Source organism: Falsiroseomonas frigidaquae (assembly GCF_012163145.1).
GTDB classification, from domain to species: domain Bacteria; phylum Pseudomonadota; class Alphaproteobacteria; order Acetobacterales; family Acetobacteraceae; genus Falsiroseomonas; species Falsiroseomonas frigidaquae.
On record NZ_JAAVTX010000005.1, the window covers coordinates 99,843 to 118,983 of the forward strand.

Sequence of the window (19,141 nt, forward strand, 5' to 3'; positions counted from 1 at the left end):
GCATGACCACGCCTCGCCCCCCAGCCGAGCTCCGGCAGCCGCGCCTGCTGCTGCCGGACAGCCCGGCCCTGATCGCCGGATTCGGGCGCGGCACCCTCCTCACCCCGGATGGCGAGCTGTTCTCCGGCCCGGCCATCGAGATCGGCCGCAGGCTGCGGGACATGCCGCCGCCCATGGTGGTGCATGCGCCAGCCACCGCGCGGCGCCTCGGCCTGGGCAGCTTCCCGGCCTGCGACCTGTTGGAACTTTTCGCCTTCTGCCAGCCCGCGAGGCCCGCCGCGCCGACCCCGCGCGGCCTGGCGCTGGCGCTGGACCGGGAACCACCGGAGGATGAGGAAGGCCTGGCCGCGCTGCTGCCGGAACTCGCCACGGCCATGCTCCGCCACCTGGCCGCCGGCCGCAACGCGCCGCTGAACCGCGATGCCGCGGCGCTGGCCGCCAAGCTGGGCGCCGAGACCCACTGGCCCTGGGCGGATTCGGTGCTGGCGGCGCTCGGCCAGCAGGCCCGCCCCTCGCTCGATCCGCTGAAGGTCTGGCGCCGCCTGCCGGAATGGGAGGAGGTGGCCCCGCCCCCGCCCCCCGCGCACCACCCCGTCTCCCCCACCGACGCCCGCCGCCGCCTGGCCGAGATCCTCGGCGAGGGCGCGGAGCAGCGTCCGCAGCAGGCCGACTATGCCTCCGCCGCCGCTGGCGCCTTCCAGGCCCGGGAGGTGCGCGGCGCGCCGAACCTGGTGCTGGCGGAAGCCGGCACCGGCACCGGCAAGACGCTGGGCTATGTGGCACCCGCCAGCCTGTGGGCGGAGCGCAATGGCGCGCCGGTCTGGATCTCCACCTTCACCCGCAACCTGCAACGCCAGATCGACCAGGAAGCGGCGCGCCTCTACCCGGAACCCGCCGAGCGCCGCCGCCGCATCGTCGTCCGCAAGGGGCGGGAGAACTATCTGTGCCTGCTCAACATGGAAGAGACGGTCGCCGCCGCCTCCATGGCCGGCATCCTGCTGCCGCTGGCGCTGGTTTCCCGCTGGGCGCTGGCGACGCGGGATGGTGACCTGCAGGGCGGCGACTTCCCCGGCTGGCTGGCGGAGCTGTTCGGCCCGCATCACATCTGGCCGCTGGCCGACCGGCGTGGCGAATGCATCCACTCCGCCTGCGGCCACTACAAGCAGTGCTTCGTCGAACACTCCATCCGCCGCGCCCGCGGCGCCACGCTGGTGATCGCCAACCATGCGCTGGTGATGGTGCAGGCGGCCCTCGGCGGCGGCGAGGACGGCAAGCCGCAGCGGCTGATCTTCGATGAGGGCCATCACCTTTTCGACGCGGCCGATGCCGCCTTCTCCGCCGATCTGACCGGCGGCGAGGCCGCGGAGCTGCGCCGCTGGCTGCTGGGCGCCGAGGGTGGCCGTTCCCGCGCCCGCGGCCTGTCCCGCCGGCTGGAGGATCTGGTGGGCGACCGCCCGGACCTGCTGCTGCCGCTGGAGGAAGCCCTCCAGGCCGCGCGCGCCCTGCCCGCCCCCGGCTGGCCGAACCGCCTGGCGGATTTCGACGAACCGCGCGGCACGGCGGAAGGCTTTCTCCAGTCCGTGCGCCGCCAGGTGCTCGCCCGCGCCAAGGATGAGGAAGCCGGCTACGGCGTGGAATGCGACCTGCACCCGCTGCCGGAACCCGTGGCGGAGGCCGGCGCCGCGCTCGCCGAAAGCCTGACCCGGCTGCGAAACCCCCTCCAGGCCCTGCATGACCGCCTGGCCGCACGGCTGGAGGATGAGGCGGAGGAGTTGGAAGTCGGCGACCGCATCCGCATCGAGGCCGCCTGCCGCGGCTTGGAACGCCGCGCCCTGATGCCGCTGACCGCCTGGTGCGCCATGCTCGGCACGCTGTCGGCCCCGCCACGCCCGCCTGGCACCCGCCCCGAATACGTGGATTGGTTCGCCCTGGACCGGCGGGAGGGGCGGGAGGTGGATTGCGGCATGCACCGCCACCACCTGGACCCGACCCAGCCCTTCGCCATGGCGGTCGCCGCCCCGGCGCATGGCGTGCTGATCACCTCCGCCACGCTGCGCGACCATGCCGGCGCCACGGAGGGCGAGGAAGACCGGGAAGCCGCCTGGCGCGCCGCCGAATCGCGTACCGGCGCGGCGCATCTGCCCAACCCCGCGATCCGCGCCGCCGTCGCCTCCCCCTTCGATTACGCCACCCGCACCCGCGCCTTGGTGGTGGAGGATGTCAGCAAGGGCGATCCCGCCCAGGTGGCGGCCGCCTATCGCGCGCTGTTCACCGCCTCGGGCGGCGGGGCGCTCGGGCTGTTCACCGCCGTGCGGCGGCTGCGGGACGTGCAGTCCCGCATCGCCCAGCCGCTGGCCGAACGCGGCATCCCGCTCTACGCCCAGCATGTCGATGCGATGGACAATGCGACGCTGGTCGATGTGTTCCGCGCGGAGGAACATGCCTGCCTGCTTGGCACCGATGCGATGCGGGATGGCGTGGACGTGCCCGGCCGGTCGCTGCGCCTGCTGGTCTTCGACCGGGTGCCCTGGCCGCGGCCCTCCATCCTGCACCGCGAACGCCGCACGCATCTCTCGGAGGGGCAGCCGAAATCCTATGACGACGCCATCGCCCGCCACCGGCTGCGCCAGGCCTTCGGGCGGTTGATCCGGCGCGGGGATGACAAGGGCGTCTTCGTGCTGCTGGACAAATCCTGCCCCTCCCGCCTCCTCGCCGGCTTGCCGCCGGGGGTGGTGGTGCGGCGGCTCGGGCTGCGCGATGCGGTGGCGGAGACCCGCGAATTCCTGGGGGAGAGCTAAGACCGATGGATCTGCGACCGACCCTCGATGCGCCGGATGACGACCCTTATCTGTGGCTGGAGGAGGTGGAGGGCGACCGCGCCCTCGTCTGGGTCGCGGACCAGAATGCCCGCACCCGCGCCCGCTTCGCCGATGACCGCGTAACGGCGGACCGGGAGGCGCTGAAGGCGGCGCTCGACCGCCCCGGCCGCCTGCCCCACGTCACCCGCCGCGGGCCGTTCCTGTATAATTACTGGACCGATGCCGCGAACCCACGCGGGCTGTGGCGCCGCACCCGCATGGAGAGCTTCCGGACGGAGACGCCGGAATGGGACGTGCTGCTCGACCTCGACGCGCTGGCCGCGGCCGAGGGCGCCGACTGGATCTGGAAAGGCGCCACCACCCTGTTCGGCAGCCACGACCGCGCCATCCTGCGCCTGTCGCGCGGCGGCGGGGATGCGGTCGTGCTGCGCGAATTCGACCTGCCCAGCCGCGCCTTCCCGGCCGATGGCTTTCACCTGCCGGAGGCGAAATCCAGCGCCGCCTGGCTGGACCGGGACACGCTGCTGCTGTCCTCGGCGCTGCTCGGCGCCACCACCTCCGGCTACGCCAGCACCGTGCGGCTGTGGCGCCGCGGCACGGACGCCCTGGCTGCGCCCACCATTTTCGAAGTGCCGGAAACCAGCATGGGCGCCGGCGCCGGGGTGGACCGGGAAGGCGGGCGGGAGGTCGTGATCTTCCACGACCAGCTCGGCTTCTACGACGCCCGCATCCACCTCGGCGACCGCCACGGCCCGCAGCGCGAAATCCCGTTGCCGACCGATGCACACTACACCTGGCAGCGCGGCTTCTTGGCCGCCAAGCCACGCACGCCCTGGACCCTCGCGGGCACCACCTACGCACCCGACACCCTGCTCGGCATGTCCTTCGACTCGGCGCTTGGCGGCGCGCCGGTGCCGGAGGTGCTGTTCGCGCCGGAGCCACGCCGGGCCCTGCAGGGCTTCTTCTGGTGCGACGGCACGCTGGTGCTGCACATACTGGACAATCTCGAACCGCATTTCGCGTTGCTGACCCCCGGCACCACCGGCTGGACGCGCCAGGAGGTGCCCGGCCTGCCGCGCATCGGCGTGGTGGACCTCTGGGCGCTGGATACCGAGGCGGAGGAATCGGACGGCACGCTGCTGGTCCTGGCGCAGGACCCGGTGACGCCGCCGCAGCTCAAGCTCACCGCCACCACCCCCGCCACGCCGGCGTTGCTGAAATCCTCCTCCCCCAGCTTCGACTCCACCGGCCTGACGGTGACGCGGCATGAGGCGGTGTCCTCGGATGGGGAGCGCATCCCCTATGTCCAGGTTGGCCCGAAGGATGAGACCGGCCGGGCGCCGGTGCATCTCTCGGCCTATGGCGGCTTCCAGGTCTCCCGCCTGCCCTATTATGCCGCCACCACCGGCCTGCTCTGGCTGCAGAAGGGCGGCACCGCTGTGCTCGGCCAGATCCGCGGCGGCGGCGAATTCGGCACCGCCTGGCACGAGGCCGGGCGGCTGGCCAACAAGGTGAAGAGCCACGACGACTTTGCGGCAATTGCCACCGATCTGGTGGCCCGCGGCGTTACCGTGCCTCGGCGCATCGCGGCGGAGGGCGGCTCCAATGGCGGGTTGTTGATCGCCAATATGCTGACCCGCTACCCGGAGCGGTTCGGCGCGCTGTTCTGCACCATCCCGCTGATCGACATGCGCCGCTACACGAAGCTGCTGGCCGGCGCATCCTGGATGGCCGAGTATGGCGACCCCGACAAGGCGGAGGATTGGGCCTTCATCCGCCACTTCTCCGCCTATCACGCCGCGGAGCCCGGCCGTCCCTACCCACCCATCCTGCTGGCGACGACGCGGCGGGACGACCGGGTGCATCCTGGCCATGCCCGCAAGATGGCGGCGAAGCTGCAGGCCATGGGCTATGATGCCTCCCTGCTCGAACCCGAGGCCGGCGGCCATGGCTATGGCAAGGACAATGCGGAAGTCGCGGCCTTCGCCTCGCTCGGTGCCGCCTTCCTGCGGCGGGCCATCGGCTGGGATGTGTAGTCGTCCCGGCTTGACCCGCCGCGCTTCCGGCGCGACCAACAGGCAAAGATCGGAGACCCCCCATGCCCAGCCGCGCCGCCACCGCTGAGTTCCAGGTTTCAAGCTTCACCGCCCAGGAAGCCCTGGTCTGCGCCATGGTGCTGATGTCGGTGGCGGATGGGCCGATGTCCGACCCGGAGCTCGCCATGATGTCCCGCATGGTGCAGGACCTGCCGGTCTTCGCTGATTTCCACTCCACGGATATCGAGACGGTGACGGATACGGTCGCCAAGCTGCTCGGCCGCACGGATGGCCTGGACCGCGCCATGACCATGCTGTGCGACACCCTGCCGATGCGCCTGCGGGAAACCGCCTATCTGCTGGCCTGCGAGGTCTGCGCGGCCGATGGCGATGCGACGCAGGAGGAGTTGCGCTTCCTGCAGGACCTCCGCATCGGCCTGGACCTGGACCGGCTGATCGCCGGCGCCATCGAGCGCGCGGCCAAGGCGCGCTTCCAGATTATCTGACGGCTTCCGCCTCGACCGGCTGCGGCGCCACGGTGCCGTAGTCGCTTTCGCTCCAGGCGGCCATGGCGGCGAATTCCACCGCATCATGGGTGCAGAACACCGCCAGATCCGCATCCGGCGCGGCCAGCATCTGGCGCAGCCGGGCCAGGCTTTCCGCCCGCGCTGCGCCGTCATCCGCCATGAAGCGCTCATAGGCGCCGAGCAGCGGCGGCGGGTGGCCGGCGCCATGCGCCTCCGCCCGGTTGAAATAGGCATCGCCCGCATGCAGTAGCCAGCTGCGCGGGCCGCGCACGGCGATGCCGACATGGCCCGGCGTGTGGCCCGGCAGCGGCACCATCAGGATCTCCGCCGGCAGGCCCGGAATCTCCCGCACATTCGGCAGGCCGAAGAAGGTGTCGCCGCCACCGCGCCGGCCGAGCCGCGTCTCCACCGGCTGCCAGCGGCTCCGATCGCCCCATTGCACCGGGCGCCAGCGCGCATGGTCGAGGAAGCCGCGCGGATTCGTCGCCGCCTCCACCTCCGCCGCCGCCAGATGCACCGTGGCATGCGGGAAATCCACCAGCCCGCCGGCATGGTCGAAGTCCAGGTGGGTCATGACGATGTGCTGCACGTCAGACGGCGCGAAGCCCAGCTTCTTGATGCGGCGGATCGCTGTACGCTCCGGATCCAGCGTCGGGCGCAGCAGCGCCAGGTTCCAGGCGGGCAGGCGCGGCGTCGGGCGCATCGTGTCGCGCAGGCCGAAGCCGCTATCCACCAGCACCAGCCCGTGCGAGGCCGTCTCCAGCAGCAGGCAATGGCAGGATAGCCGCGCCACGGCGCCGCGGCTGACGCCGTCCATCAGCCGGCCGCCCAGGGGCCGGCTCGGCCCCAGATCGAGATGGTGGATCCGCATCCTCGCCTCCTGACTGCTCCAGCCAGGAACGGCGCCGGCGCGGCCGCGTTCGTTACGAGGCCAGCACCCCGTCCCGCGCCACCACGCGGCCATGGCTCAGCACCAGGCGCCGCGGTGGGGTGGCGACCACGGCTTCCGCCACCGTCTCCGCCTCCACCAGCACCAGATCGGCCCGCGCGCCCACCGCCAGGCCGTAGGCGGCGAAGCCACAGCCTTCCGCCGCCCAGTCGGTGACGGTGGCCAGGGCCCAGGCGATCTCGTCGTCGCGGCGGAACTCGTTCTTCAACCCGACCAGCATGGCCCGCTGCAGCATGTCCGGCATGTTGTAGGGGGTCCAGGTATCGCGGATGCCGTCATTCCCCGCGAAGATCCGCCCGCCGGCCGCCCGCATGGCGCGCACGGAGGGCACGGCGCGGGAGGGTGGCGCGGTGGTGGCCACGGCAATGCCGGCCTCCGCCAGCGCCGCATAGAGGGCGGGCGCGCGGGCCACGTCGCCCAGGCAGAAGGCGTGGCTCAGCACCACCTGCCCCTGCATGCCCAGCGCCAGCGTCCGCTCGATCGTCAGCTCCAGCGCGAAGGCGCCGAGTTCCCCCGGTTCATGCAGGTGGATATCCAGCGGCTTGCCATGCTTCTCGGACAGGCCAAACACCGCATCCAGATGCCCCTTCGGATCGCGGTCGATGCCGGAGGGATCGAGGCCGCCCACGATATCCGCCCCGTTCCGCAGCGCCTGGTCCAGCAACTCCAGCGTGCCCGGCCGCACCAGCAGGCCGGATTGCGGAAAGGCCACCACCTGGATGTCCATGGTGCCGCGCAGGGCCTCGCGCAGCGCCACCAGCGCATCGCTATGCGCCGTGCCGATCTCCGTATCCACATCGGCGAAGCTGCGGATGCGGGTGGTGCCGCGCGCCAGGAATTCGCGCGCGAGCCGGGCGGATTGCGTCGCCGGGTCGAAGCCGCCGCGGCGCGTGGCGCGTTCCGTATCGATGCGGTCGATCAGCCGCGGGCCGACCTCGTTCACCCACCAGCCCATGCCCCAGCGGGATTTGTCGAGATGGGTATGCCCCTCGACGAAGGCCGGCAGGGCCAGCATCCCCTGCCCGTCCAGCAGCGTGGCGCCCTCGGGCGCCGGCAGCCCGGCGCCGATCGCGGTGATGACCTCGCCCTCGATCAGCAGATCGGCGGCCGTGCCCCCCATCGGGCGGCAGTTGCGGAGCAGCGTGGTCATGCGGCCAGCACCCAATCGCGAAACAGATCCAGGTCGATATTGCCGCCGCAGAGGATGGTGGCCACGCGCTTGCCGGCCATCCGGTCCTTCTCCTGCAGCAGCGCGGCCAGCGGCGCGGCGCCGGCGCCCTCCGCCAGGTTGTGCGTATCCTGCCAATAGGCGCGGATGGCGGCGGCGACCTCATCATCCGTCACCGTCACGATGCGCGCCGCGCCGCGGGCTATGATGGCCAGCGCGGCGGGGTCCGGCACGCGGGTCGCCATGCCATCGGCGCGCGTCTCCGCCCGTTCCGTCGTCACCACCCGGCCGGCGGCGAGGCTGCGGGCGTAGGAATCGGCGCCGGTGCTCTGCACGCCGATGATCTCGGTCGGCAGGCCCAGCAGGTCGCGCGCCATGATGCAGCCGCAGATGCCGGAGCCGAGCCCGATCGGCACATACAGCGCATCCAGCGGTGGGGCGGCGCGGAACAGTTCCAGCGCATAGGTGGCGACGCCCTTGACCAGGTCCGGCGCGAAGGATGGCGCGAATTCCAGCCCCTGCTCCGCCGCTAGGCGCATGGCGTGTTCCCGCGCCACGTCGAAATCCACCCCGTATTCCACCAGCCGGGCGCCCTGGGCGCGCATCGCGGCGTTCTTCTCGCGCGAATTGCCCTGCGGCACCACGATCGTCACCGGCACGCCGAGCCGCTGCCCGGCATAGGCCAGCGACTGCCCGTGATTGCCCCTTGTCGCGGAGATGATGCCCGGCACCTGGGGCCGTTCCCGCTTCAGCCGGTCCATGAACACCAGGCCGCCGCGCACCTTGAAGGCGCCGGTCGGCGTGTGGTTCTCGTGCTTGACCCAGACCTCCGCCCCGCTGCGCGCCGCCAGCAGGGGCCAGGCGAATTGCGGCGTCGGCGGGAATACCTCATGGACCAGCCTCGCGGCCGCCTCGAGCGCAGGCAGGTCGAACACGCAATGTCCTCCTTTTGGAAACATCGGCCGGCGGCCTGCGTTCCTTGTGCTGACAGCAGCATAAGGGAGCATGGCGCGATGGCCATCAAGGTGGACAGCAGCCAGTGGACGGGCGAATCAGGCGACACGCGGACCACGCCGGTGGTCTGGGGCGAGTTCGCGGACGAAACCACGCGCGATGCCGCCATTGCGCGGCTGCGGAGCGAGGGCACGCAGCGCAATGGCGGGACGACCGATCCCGACCGGCCGGTGGACCAGCCGGATGAGCATCCGGAGGAAGCCGATCTCCGCAACCGTCGCCAGCTCGGCGTCGGCGTTGCCATGGCCGCAAGCGCCATGGGCGCGGCGGGGCTGGTGGTGGCCAGCGGCGGCGCATTGCTGCCGGCGGTTGCCGCCGCGGCAGCGGCTGGGACAGGCGCAGGGGTTGCAGGTGAGGCCGTGGCCGCAGCGGTCAGCGATACGCCGGAGGAGGCCACCCGACTGCCGCCGAACGACGCGCCACTGATCGGCCTGCGCGCGCCGGATGAGGCGACACAGCACGCGGCGGAGACGAAGCTGCGGGAGTTGGGTGCGATCCGGGTGATCGTGGACGCGGACTGAGGCGCGCCACGTCGCAAAACCCAGGCGGTGATCCCGGTTCGGATACAGCCGGCGCCAGAAAAAAAGAAGGGCGGGATGTCCCGCCCGACAGGCAGACCCTGGGCATGTCTCCGCCCCGGGAAACGTTTCAGGCGGATCCGACCGCCCGCACCGGCGGCGCCACGTGCCGCCGGTCAGCGCCTACAGAGGGCGCAGATTGATGGCTGCGGCCTTGCCGCGTTCCATCGCAACTTCGTAGGAAACCTTCTGGCCTTCATTCAGGCCCTGCAGGCCCGCCTTCTGCACGGCGGTGATGTGCACGAACACATCCTTGCCGCCATCCTGCGGAACGATGAAGCCGAAGCCCTTCGTTGCATTGAACCACTTCACGGTGCCAGTCGCCATGCGAACCGGGCTCCTTCCAGACTAGCTCGCCCGTGCGCCGATCGCCCGGGCGGGGCGCCATGCGGCGGCGGAACCTGTGGAGCGGCCCCGGGGTATGGTCCGGAAGGCACGTGAGGCGAGCCGATACGCGATGACCCGGCCAGCATGCTGGCTCGTGTAACAGCGAGTCAAACCTGGCAGGCGCTGGTCACGGCGTTGTCAGAATTGTGTCTGCATTACGAAAAAAAAGAGGCGGACCCTGCGGTCCGCCTCCCTTCCTCGGCAAATTCCTGCTCGCATTGGCGGCCGGTTGCCCGGCCGCCGAGTGCGATCAGAAGTCCATGTCGCCGCCCATGCCGCCCATGCCGCCGCCGCCACCGCCGGCCGGAGCCGACTTCGCCGGACGCTCGGCCACCATGGCTTCGGTGGTGATCAGCAGGGACGCGACGGAAGCCGCATCCTGCAGCGCCGTGCGCACGACCTTGGTCGGGTCGATGATGCCGGCGTCCACCAGGTCCTTGTACTCGTCCTTCTGGGCGTCGTAGCCGTAGGTGTAGACGTCGCTGCGGAGCACTTCGCCCGCAACCACGGCGCCATCCTTGCCGGCGTTCTCGGCGATCTGCTTCAGCGGCGCCTGGATGGCGCGGCGAACGATCTCGATGCCGACCTGCTCGTCGCTGTTCGCACCCTTGAGGGTGTGCAGGTTGGTGGAGGCGCGCAGCAGCGCGGTGCCACCGCCTGGGACGATGCCTTCCTGGACCGCGGCGCGGGTCGCATGCAGCGCGTCGTCGACGCGATCCTTGCGCTCCTTCACCTCGACCTCGGTCGAGCCGCCGACGCGGATGACGGCGACGCCACCGGCCAGCTTCGCCAGGCGCTCCTGCAGCTTCTCACGGTCGTAGTCCGAGGTGGTCTCCTCGATCTGCGCCTTGATCTGCTCGCAGCGGCCCTCGATCTCGGTCTTCTCGCCGGCGCCGTCGACGATCGTGGTGTTTTCCTTCTCGATCTTCACCAGCTTGGCGCGGCCGAGCATGGCGAGGGTCACGTTCTCGAGCTTGATGCCGAGATCCTCGGAAATCACCTGGCCACCGGTCAGGATCGCGATGTCTTCCAGCATCGCCTTGCGGCGATCACCGAAGCCCGGCGCCTTGACGGCGGCGATCTTCAGGCCGCCACGCAGCTTGTTCACGACCAGGGTCGCGAGCGCCTCGCCCTCGACATCCTCGGCCACGATCACCAGCGGACGACCGGACTGCACCACGGATTCGAGAAGCGGCAGCATCGGCTGCAGCTGGGACAGCTTCTTCTCGAAGATCAGGATGTAGGGGTTTTCCATCTCGGCGATCATCTTCTCCGCATTCGTGATGAAATACGGGGAGACGTAGCCGCGATCGAACTGCATGCCCTCGACGACGTCGAGCTCGGTCTGGATGGACTTGGCTTCCTCGACGGTGATGACACCCTCGTTGCCGACCTTCTCCATCGCCTTGGCGATCATCTCGCCGATCTCGGACTCGCCGTTGGCGGAGAGCGTGCCGACCTGCGCCACTTCGGCGGAGGTGGTGATCTTCTTCGTCTTGGCTTCCAGCTCGGCGACGATCTGCGTCACGGCCTTGTCGATGCCGCGCTTCAGGTCCATCGGGTTCATGCCGGCGGCAACCGCCTTGGCACCCTCGCGGACGATCGCCTGCGCCAGAACGGTCGCGGTCGTCGTGCCGTCACCGGCGGTGTCGTTGGTCTTCGAGGCCACTTCGCGCACCATCTGCGCGCCCATGTTCTCGAACTTGTCGGCCAGCTCGATCTCCTTGGCGACGGTGACGCCGTCCTTGGTGATCCGCGGTGCGCCGAAGCTCTTGTCGATGACGACGTTGCGGCCCTTCGGGCCCAGCGTCACCTTCACGGCGTCAGCCAGAATGTCCACGCCGCGAATCATCTTCTCGCGCGCCGTGGCGCCAAACTTCACGTCCTTGGCAGCCATGTGTCTAAATCCCTATGTCCGTTGTGGAAACCAGGCGAGGCCTGGCCGATCACCAGCGATGCGGGCTGGGCGCAGGATTTCCCGCGCCACCGCCCGCAGCCGGGATCAGGCCGCCTTCGCCACGGCCGGGGTGTCGAGGATGCCCATGATGTCGGACTCCTTCATGATGAGGAGCTCCTCGCCATCGAGCTTCACTTCGGTGCCCGACCACTTGCCGAACAGGATGCGGTCGCCGGCCTTCACGTCGAGCGCGCGGAGCTCGCCCTTGTCGTTCAGGGTGCCGGAGCCGACGGCGATCACTTCGCCTTCCTGCGGCTTTTCCTTGGCGGTGTCGGGGATGATGATGCCGCCCTTGCTCTTCTCTTCGGCCGTGACGCGGCGGACGAGAACGCGGTCATGCAGTGGACGAAAGCCCATGGACTTCTCCTGTCGCTTCCAGTGATTGGCAAGCTCTTCCGGAGATAACAGCGGCCAGAGGGCCCGCTCCTTGGCGCCCGCTAGCACTCCCCCCAGAGGAGTGCCAGCGATGTAGGCCAGCGGCCGCGAAACGTCAAGGCTTCGCAGCACTCTCGGAGTGCGAGTGCTAACACCTTGTTTGTGAAGGTTTTTCTTGCCAGACCTTGACCCCTCCATGCCATGCTTCCCTGCCCCTGGGGCGCGGTTGCCCCAGGGACACGCGCAATGGCCCACGGATCAGGGCCGGGAAGGAGCACGATGGAACTCGCTGGCCTCGAACGCTTCGCAAACCCCGCCGCGGTGCCCGACTGGCGCCTGACCACGGCGGAAATCCTGTACCACATGCCGGACCATCCCGGCCTGCTGCAGACCTTCATCTGGCAGAAGCACGATCTGGCGCCGGGCTTCCCGGCGCTCGCGCAATTCCTCGCCTTCTGGCAGCGCGAGATCGAGGGGCCGCTGCATTCCGTCCGCGTCGCCTCCGCCGCCCTGATCAAGCCGGCGGAGCTACGCTATGCCGGCGGGCAGTTCATCCTGCACTGAGAGGCACAGCGGGATGCAGTTCCGGCAGGGCCGCGGCCAGCTTCGCCTCGAATTCGCTGGCCCGGCCCCTGCCCTGCACCGTGTTGTAGTGCGCCTTCCAATAGGCGCCCATCGCTGCCACATCGCCCGCCGCCGGCAGCGCCCCCGGCGCGCGGCGAAACCGCAGCCGGGCCATCGCCGCGGCGTAGACGTGGTTTTCCGCCATCAACGCCGCCTTCGGCTTTCCGTCACCATCGCCGGCGATGGCCAGCACCAGGGCCGACAGTGCCGGACGGAAGGCCAGGTAGGTCGCCCAGATATCGTCATGCGTCGCTGGCTCCATCTGGAAATAGCCCAGCACCGGGCCGCGCCTGCCATCGCGATGGGCCAATTGCCGCAGGTAGCGCAGCCCGCTTTCCTGCAGGGCGGTGCCGAGCAGCAGTTGCCGCACGCCGGCCAGCCGCGCCGGCGGGTCGAGCCCCAGTGCCGCCAGCGCCGGGTCGATCACCTGCGCGGCGAAGCGCCCCGGCGTCCAGACTGCATCGACCATGGCGCGCCTCCCTGCGACGGGAGGGCGGCGTAGCAGGTCATAGGAAAATAATCAAGATCGTTTCAGCTTCGCAGCCGCGCCGCGGGGCCAAGCCGCTGTCCCGCATCCATCAACCCGGCGACGATCGCCCGCCGCACCGGCGCCAGCGCCGCCCCCGCGCCGATCAGCGCCGCGCGCGCCAGGCGGGCCGGGGCGCGGTCATCCGAATACAGCCGCGCCACCGCGTTGGTCGCCAGGAACAGCGGCAGCGTCGCCCGCCGATGCTGGCTGGCATAGCGGAACAGCCCGGCCACCGCCCCCGGGTCGCCGGCACGGCGGATCTCGCCGGCCAGGATCTCGGCGCCAGACAGGCCGAAATTGAAGCCATGCGCCGTCACCGGATGCATCCCCACCGCCGCATCCCCGAGCAGGGCAAAGCGCCGCCCGGCGAAGCGATGGGCATAGGCGGCCACCAGCGGATAGGCATGCCGCGTGCCCGCCAGGGTCATCGCGCCGAGCCGCCGCTGGTAGCGCCGCGTCACCTCCGCCCCGAATTCCTCCGCCGTCATCGCCATCGCCGCCTCGGCTTCCGCCGGCAGCAGCGTCAGCACGGCGGAGGACATGGCGCCGTTCAGCGGCAGCATGGCGATGGTCTGGCCATGGCCGAACCACTCGGTCGCGACGCCGCCATGCGGCGCTTCATGCGCCACGCGCGCCACGATCATGGTGCGCCCGAAATCCAGCATCTCCGCACCGATGCCCGCCAGGCGCCGCGCCGCCGAGAAGCGTGAATCGGCGGCGACCACGACCCGTGCCGTCACCGCCTCGCCGCCCTCCAGCGTCACCGTCGCGCCCTGCGGCGCCAGCGCCAGGCCGGTGACGGCGCGGCCAGCGACCAGCCGCGCCTCGGTGGTGGCGGCCACCTGGAACAGGGCGCGCCGGATCAGCTGGTTCGGCACCAGCCGCCCAAGCGGTTCTCCATCCCGCCCGGGCGCGAAGCGCAGCGCCAGCGGGTTCGCGCCGTTCAGCACCTTCGCCTCCCGCAAGGGCGCCGTCTCAGCCATGGGAATATGCGCCCAGGCCCCAAGATCGCGCAGGATGCCCTGGGAGCGATGGGTCAGCGCAATCTCGCGCCCATCGAAGGCCGGGTCGGCGATCGCCGCTTCCGGCGCGCGTTCCAGCAAGGTGATCCGCAGCCCGCTGCCCGCGAGCCCGCATGCCAGGGCAAGCCCCGCGGGGCCGGCTCCGATGATGGCGACATCCGTGTCCATGGCCACTCCTTCTCCCGGACCATCTCGGGCGTCCATGATCCCGCGCAAGCCGCGCGTCAGTTTTCGCTCTGCAGCGCCTGCCCGGCCCGGTGCCGCCGCAGCAGCACGAGGCCGATCGCCGCCGAGACGACGAAAAGCCCGACGCCGAGGGCCAGTTGCCAAGCCCCCTCCACCCGGATGCCCTTGCCGAGCAGCGCGAAGATCACCGTCTGCGGCAGATAGCCGATGGCGGAGGCCGCCAGGAACGGCCCGGCGGCCAGCCCCGCCATGCCCCCCAACAGGTTCAGCGCCAGGTTGTTCCCCACCGGCAGCAGCCGCAGCGCCAGCGTCGCCTCGAAGGGGCTCTGGCGCAGCGCGTCGCGCAGCGGCCGCAGCCGGTGGCCGAAGCGCCCCTGCATCCGGCGTTCCGCCCAGCCGCGCCCGAGCAGCCGCGCCCAGGCATAGGATGCGGCGCAGCCCAGCATCTGCGCCGCCAGCCCCAGCCCGGTGCCGAGCAGGGTGCCGAAGCCATAGCCGCCGAGGAAGGCGATGCTCTGCCGCGGCACGCCGGCCGCGGTCAGCGCGGCGCCGACCAGCACGAAGACCAGCTCGCCCCACAAACCTTCGTTGCGCAGTTCGCGATCGACCCAGCCGGTGCCGGGCACGCCGCCCATCTGCCGCAGCAGCGCCCCGGCCGCCACCAGCCCGGCCGCCAGCAGCAGCAGCTTCCCCAGCGATCGCCAGCGCTCGGGCATCAGCCTGCGGGCGGGGTCGGAACCCGCTCGGCGACCGGCCGCTTCCAGCGCCGCTGCAGCCAGATCACGCCCAGCATGTCCGACAGGCTGACCACCAGCCGGTCGAGCGTGCCGTAGTTGGACTGGCCGCGCAGCCGTGGCCGGTGGTTCACCGGCTCGCTCACCACCCGCCCACCGGCCCGCAGCACCAGGGCCGGCAGATAGCGGTGCATGTGATCGAAGCGCGGCAGGTCGAGAAACAGGGCGCGCGGAAACACCTTCAGCCCGCAGCCGGTATCCGGAGTCGCATCGCCCAGCAGCCGGGCGCGGATCGCATTCGCCATCCGGCTGGTCACCCGCTTCACGCCGCTGTCCTTCCGCCGCGTGCGGTGCCCGGCCACCAGCAGGTCGCCGCTGCCCTCCGCCTGCGCGCGGCGCCACAAGGCGGGGATGTCCGCCGGGTCGTTCTGGCCATCGCCGTCCAGTGTCGCGATCCAGGGCGCCCGCGCCGCCAGCACGCCGCTGACCACGCCGGCCGATTGCCCGCAGGACACGGCATGGCGCAGCACCACCACGGGATGCCGTGACGCGGCCTGCAGCAGCTGGTCGCGGGTATCGTCGGTGGATCCGTCATCGACGCAGACCACCTCATAGGGGTGGCCTTCCAGCGCCTGCGCGATCTCCTCGATCAGCGGCAGCACGTTGGGGCCCTCGTTCCGCATGGGAATGACGACGGAAATCGCCGGGAGCGGGGAAGCCGGGTCGGCGGTGATCGGCCGGTCCGGCCTCGGGGACAGGTCGGGGGCCATGGGCGGGCGGGGTAGCAGGGGGCGCCGCGGGCGGCAAGCCGGGGCCGCACGCACGTATTCTGCACCTCGTGTGCTGCTCGTGTGCTGCACCTTGGCGCGGTGCCTTATATAAAGCGACATGCCCTTCGATCCGCCCCCGTCCCCCCTTTCCGCAACGCAGCGCCGCGACGCCCGCGCCGTGGCCTTCTGGCTGTTCGGAGTCGCCGGTCTCGTCTGGATCATGGTGGCGATCGGCGGCGCCACCCGTCTCACCGGCTCCGGCCTGTCCATCATGGAATGGGCGCCGCTGTCGGGCACGCTGCCGCCGATGAGCGAGGCGGAATGGCAGCGCCTGTACGATCTGTACCGGACCATCCCGCAGTATGCGTTGGTCAACCAGGGCTTCGGCATCGACGGCTTCAAGCAGATCTTCTGGCTGGAGTGGATCCACCGCTTCTGGGGCCGACTGATCGGCCTGGCCTATGCCGCGGGCCTAGCCTGGTTCTGGCTGCGCGGCCGCATCCCGGCCGGCAGCAAGCCGCGGCTGCTCGGCCTGCTGGCACTGGGCGGGCTGCAGGGTGCGATCGGCTGGTACATGGTCGCCTCCGGCTTCGAGGCGGACCGCACCGCCGTCTCCCCCTACCGGCTGGTCATCCATCTCGGCCTGGCCTTGCTGATTTTTTCCGCTCTCGTCTGGACCGCGCTTGGACTAATGCGACCGCAGGGCACGGCACCGGCGGAGGCGCGGCCGGTGCGGCGGATGCTGAAGGTGGCGGCCTGGACCCTGGTCGGCGCCATGCTGGCCGGCGGCTTCGTCGCCGGCATCCGCGCCGGGCTGACCTTCAACACCTTCCCGCTGATGGATGGCCAGCTCGTGCCGGATGGCTACTGGCTGCTGTCGCCGGCCTGGACCAACCTGACGGCCAATGTGGCCGCCGTGCAGTTCAACCATCGCCTGCTCGCCACGCTGACGGCGCTGTTCGCCATCGGCGCCGTCTGGGCGGCATTGCGGCGCCTGCCGGAAGGTCGCGCACGCCGCGCGGTGCTCGGCTTCGGCGCGGCGGTGGCGCTGCAATACGCGCTGGGGATTGCCACCCTGGTCTATGTGGTGCCGGTGGCGCTCGGCACGCTGCACCAGGCGGTGGCCGTCCTGGTGCTGACCACGGCGCTGGTGGCGCTGCACGCGCTGCGGCCGGCGCCGAAACCCCCGGCCCGACCAGCGTGAGCACCGCCCCGGCCGCGACGTCCGACCTGCTGCCCGCGTTGTTCGCGGCGCTGCCGGTTGCGATCGCGGTCTATGACGGGGACCACCGGCTTGTCATGGCGAGCGATGCGAGCTTCCGCTGGCATGGGCTGGAGCCGTCCGTCGCGCCACCCGGCATCCGGTTGCAGGAGATGGTCCGCATCCTGGCCTGGGGCGGCGCATATGGGCCCGGGGACCCGGAACAGCTGGTCCGCGCCGTGCTCGCCGTGGACCGCACCCGGCCCAGCAGCCGCCTGGTCCGCAGCCATACCGGCCGGGTCGGCCTGGTCGAAAGCCGCCCGATTGAAGGCGGCGGCTTCCTGACCTGCACCACCGATGTCAGCGCGCTGAGCCGCGCCGAGGCCAGTTCCGCCGCCCGGGTCCGGCTGCTGGAGATGGTGCTGGCCCGGCTGCAGGGCGGTGTCGCGGTGTTCGATGGCGCCATGGAACTGGCCCTGTCCAACCCGGCCTATGAGGGGCTGATCGGCCTGTCCGCCGGCGGCATCCGCCCCGGCATGACGCATCGCGACATCCTCCGCTTGCTGGTCGACCGCGGCGAGATGGACGCCGATGAGGCGGCGGAGACGGCGGAACGCATGGCGCTCGGCCGCTTCCGCCCGGGCAGCCGGCAGCGCGTCCGGCCGAATGGGGATGTGCTGCGCGTCGGCAGCCAGCCGCTGCCGCCCGGCGGCTTCATGATCGAGGTGGACGACGTCACCGCCCTGAAGCGGGCGGAGGATGAGGCCAGCCGCCGCGCCGCCCTGCTGGATGGCGTGCTGGACGCGCTGCCGCACGGCGTCTGCGTCTTCGGCCCGGACCGGCGGGTGAGCCTGTTCAACCGCGCCTATGCCTCCATCATGGCCGGCTCCCCCATCACCGTCGGCGAGGGGCTGGAGGAGATGGTGGCCCGCCGGCTGGCGGAGGGTGAGTTCACCGAGGCGGAGGCGGCGCTGGTCCGCCGCCGCCCGGCCGACTCCGGCAGCGACGGCCTGCTGCGCCACATCCGCCCGAACGGCACCGCCGTGGAAAGCCGCGTGGCACGGCTGCCCGATGGCGGCCATATCAGCGTGCTGACCGATGTGACCGCGCTGCACCGGGCGGAGGGCGAGGCCACCCGCCGCGCGGAAATGCTGGAGGCGATGCAGGGCTCGATCCGGCACGGCATCAGCATGTACGGCCCGGACCACCGGCTGCTGATCACCAACAGCCGCACCGAGGCGATGATCGGCCTGCCCCCCGGCTTCCTGACGCCGGGCCGGCACGTGGATTCGGTGCTCGACGAACAGGTGCGCCGCGGCGAGATTCCGGCCGAGGCCGCGGCCCGCGCCCGGGCGAACGACCGCAGCAGATCCTACCGCTACCACCGCAGCACCAGCGACGGCCGGATGCTGGAGATATCCTCCGACCCGATGGCCGGTGGCGGCTTCGTCATGACCTTCAGCGACGTGACGGACGAATACCGCATCCGCGCCGAGCTGGAGGCCGCCCGCGCCGCGGCGGAGGCGGCCTCCGAGGCCAAGTCCCGCTTCCTGGCGACGATGAGCCACGAATTGCGGACGCCGCTGAATGCCGTGATCGGCTACTCCGAGGCCCTGGCCGGGGAGCACGACCGCAAGCGGCTGGAGGATTACGCCCGCTCGATCAACGAGGCCGGCCGCCACCTGCTGCTGCTGATCGACGACATCCTGGACGTGGCGCGCAGCCAGACCGGCGCGCTGGAGATCGCCCGGGCGCCGGTTGCCCTCGGCCCGCTGCTGCGCGCGGCCGGTGCCGCGGTGGCGGAGGAGGCGGAGCGCGCCGGCCTGACCCTGACGCTGGAGGTGCCGCCGGACCTGCCGAGCCTGATGGGCGACACCCGCCGGCTGCACCAGCTGCTGGTGAACCTGCTGTCCAATGCCGCCAAATTCACCCCCGCCGGCGGCCGCATCACCCTGTCCGCCAAGGTGACGGCGGAGGGGCTGGCGATCAGCGTCGTGGATACCGGCATCGGCATCGCGCCGGAGGACCGGGAGCGGGTGTTCGAGCCCTTCACCCAGCTGGACAATTCGCTGTCCCGCCGCTTCCATGGCTCCGGCCTTGGCCTCTACATGGCGCGCACCCTGGCCGAGGCGCTGGGTGGCAAGGTTGGGCTGGAGGCGCCGCAGGGTGCGGGAACCGTCGCCGTGCTGCGCTTCCCGGCCAGCGCGCTGATCGCGGAGGCCGGGGGGGCGTGAAGCCCATCCCGGCATCCCATATGCTACCGCA

At 71.1% G+C, this 19,141-nt stretch carries 17 protein-coding genes; 7 read left to right on the forward strand and 10 right to left on the reverse strand.

Features of this window, described 5'->3' with window-relative positions:
- The first annotated feature begins 2 nt into the window (after positions 1-2).
- The 3 genes from HB662_RS16690 to HB662_RS16700 all read left to right on the forward strand — a co-directional run bounded on the left by HB662_RS16690 (position 3) and on the right by HB662_RS16700 (position 5,361).
- On the forward strand, positions 3-2,798 hold the full coding sequence (locus tag HB662_RS16690) for an ATP-dependent DNA helicase (RefSeq protein ID WP_168050964.1): 2,796 nt from the start codon (positions 3-5) through the stop codon (positions 2,796-2,798).
- Between the two features lie 5 nt (positions 2,799-2,803).
- Positions 2,804-4,855, forward strand: coding sequence for a prolyl oligopeptidase family serine peptidase (locus HB662_RS16695; RefSeq protein WP_168050965.1), 2,052 nt, complete (start codon positions 2,804-2,806; stop codon positions 4,853-4,855).
- Positions 4,856-4,917: 62 nt separating this feature from the next.
- Complete coding sequence (locus HB662_RS16700; protein WP_168050966.1) at positions 4,918-5,361, forward strand: tellurite resistance TerB family protein; 444 nt, start codon at positions 4,918-4,920, stop codon at positions 5,359-5,361.
- Here HB662_RS16700 and HB662_RS16705 read toward each other — a convergent pair.
- From HB662_RS16705 to HB662_RS16715, 3 genes are read right to left on the reverse strand one after another with little or no spacing between them, the layout of a single operon-like run.
- Positions 5,354-6,253, reverse strand: a complete 900-nt coding sequence (locus HB662_RS16705) for an MBL fold metallo-hydrolase (RefSeq protein ID WP_168050967.1) — start codon at positions 6,251-6,253, stop codon at positions 5,354-5,356. The two genes, HB662_RS16700 and HB662_RS16705, sit on opposite strands and share 8 nt — an antisense overlap.
- A 52-nt stretch (positions 6,254-6,305) precedes the next feature.
- On the reverse strand, positions 6,306-7,481 hold the full coding sequence (locus HB662_RS16710) for an amidohydrolase family protein (protein WP_168050968.1): 1,176 nt from the start codon (positions 7,479-7,481) through the stop codon (positions 6,306-6,308).
- The gene (locus HB662_RS16715) at positions 7,478-8,434 is read right to left on the reverse strand and encodes a threonine dehydratase (protein ID WP_168050969.1); all 957 of its coding nucleotides are present in this window, start codon (positions 8,432-8,434) and stop codon (positions 7,478-7,480) included. The genes HB662_RS16710 and HB662_RS16715 overlap by 4 nt, the downstream gene beginning before the upstream one ends.
- A gap of 78 nt (positions 8,435-8,512) precedes the next feature.
- Here HB662_RS16715 and HB662_RS16720 point away from each other — a divergent pair, with 78 nt between their 5' ends.
- The gene (locus tag HB662_RS16720) at positions 8,513-9,034 is read left to right on the forward strand and encodes a hypothetical protein (RefSeq protein WP_168050970.1); all 522 of its coding nucleotides are present in this window, start codon (positions 8,513-8,515) and stop codon (positions 9,032-9,034) included.
- A 180-nt stretch (positions 9,035-9,214) separates the two neighbouring features.
- Here the strand turns inward: HB662_RS16720 and HB662_RS16725 are convergent, their stop codons facing one another.
- From HB662_RS16725 to groES, 3 genes are all read right to left on the reverse strand, one after another.
- Positions 9,215-9,418, reverse strand: coding sequence for a cold-shock protein (locus tag HB662_RS16725; protein WP_168050971.1), 204 nt, complete (start codon positions 9,416-9,418; stop codon positions 9,215-9,217).
- Positions 9,419-9,728: 310 nt separating this feature from the next.
- Positions 9,729-11,375, reverse strand: coding sequence for a chaperonin GroEL (gene groL / locus HB662_RS16730; RefSeq protein ID WP_168050972.1), 1,647 nt, complete (start codon positions 11,373-11,375; stop codon positions 9,729-9,731).
- A gap of 105 nt (positions 11,376-11,480) precedes the next feature.
- On the reverse strand, positions 11,481-11,792 hold the full coding sequence (groES, locus tag HB662_RS16735) for a co-chaperone GroES (protein WP_168050973.1): 312 nt from the start codon (positions 11,790-11,792) through the stop codon (positions 11,481-11,483).
- A 297-nt stretch (positions 11,793-12,089) separates the two neighbouring features.
- On the opposite strand from groES, the gene HB662_RS16740 reads away from it, so the two are divergent.
- Entirely contained in the window at positions 12,090-12,374 is a 285-nt protein-coding gene (locus HB662_RS16740; RefSeq protein ID WP_168050974.1) for an usg protein, read from the forward strand.
- Here the strand turns inward: HB662_RS16740 and HB662_RS16745 are convergent.
- From HB662_RS16745 to HB662_RS16760, 4 genes are all read right to left on the reverse strand, one after another.
- On the reverse strand, positions 12,361-12,903 hold the full coding sequence (locus HB662_RS16745; protein WP_168050975.1) for a hypothetical protein: 543 nt from the start codon (positions 12,901-12,903) through the stop codon (positions 12,361-12,363). The two genes, HB662_RS16740 and HB662_RS16745, sit on opposite strands and share 14 nt — an antisense overlap.
- Positions 12,904-12,965: 62 nt before the next feature.
- Positions 12,966-14,153 carry a 5-demethoxyubiquinol-8 5-hydroxylase UbiM gene (ubiM, locus tag HB662_RS16750; RefSeq protein ID WP_168050976.1) on the reverse strand — a complete coding sequence of 396 codons (1,188 nt, stop codon included), beginning with the start codon at positions 14,151-14,153 and terminating at the stop codon, positions 12,966-12,968.
- A gap of 56 nt (positions 14,154-14,209) precedes the next feature.
- Complete coding sequence (locus HB662_RS16755) at positions 14,210-14,887, reverse strand: TVP38/TMEM64 family protein (RefSeq protein WP_168050977.1); 678 nt, start codon at positions 14,885-14,887, stop codon at positions 14,210-14,212.
- On the reverse strand, positions 14,887-15,675 hold the full coding sequence (locus tag HB662_RS16760) for a glycosyltransferase family 2 protein (RefSeq protein ID WP_168050978.1): 789 nt from the start codon (positions 15,673-15,675) through the stop codon (positions 14,887-14,889). Before HB662_RS16760 ends, HB662_RS16755 begins: the two co-directional genes overlap by 1 nt.
- Before the next feature lie 118 nt (positions 15,676-15,793).
- Here HB662_RS16760 and HB662_RS16765 point away from each other — a divergent pair, with 118 nt between their 5' ends.
- Positions 15,794-16,879 carry a COX15/CtaA family protein gene (locus tag HB662_RS16765; protein WP_168050979.1) on the forward strand — a complete coding sequence of 362 codons (1,086 nt, stop codon included), beginning with the start codon at positions 15,794-15,796 and terminating at the stop codon, positions 16,877-16,879.
- Positions 16,876-19,110 (forward strand): PAS-domain containing protein, encoded by a 2,235-nt coding sequence (locus tag HB662_RS16770; RefSeq protein WP_168050980.1) that lies wholly within the window; start codon positions 16,876-16,878, stop codon positions 19,108-19,110. Before HB662_RS16765 ends, HB662_RS16770 begins: the two co-directional genes overlap by 4 nt.
- The last annotated feature ends 31 nt before the right edge of the window (positions 19,111-19,141 follow it).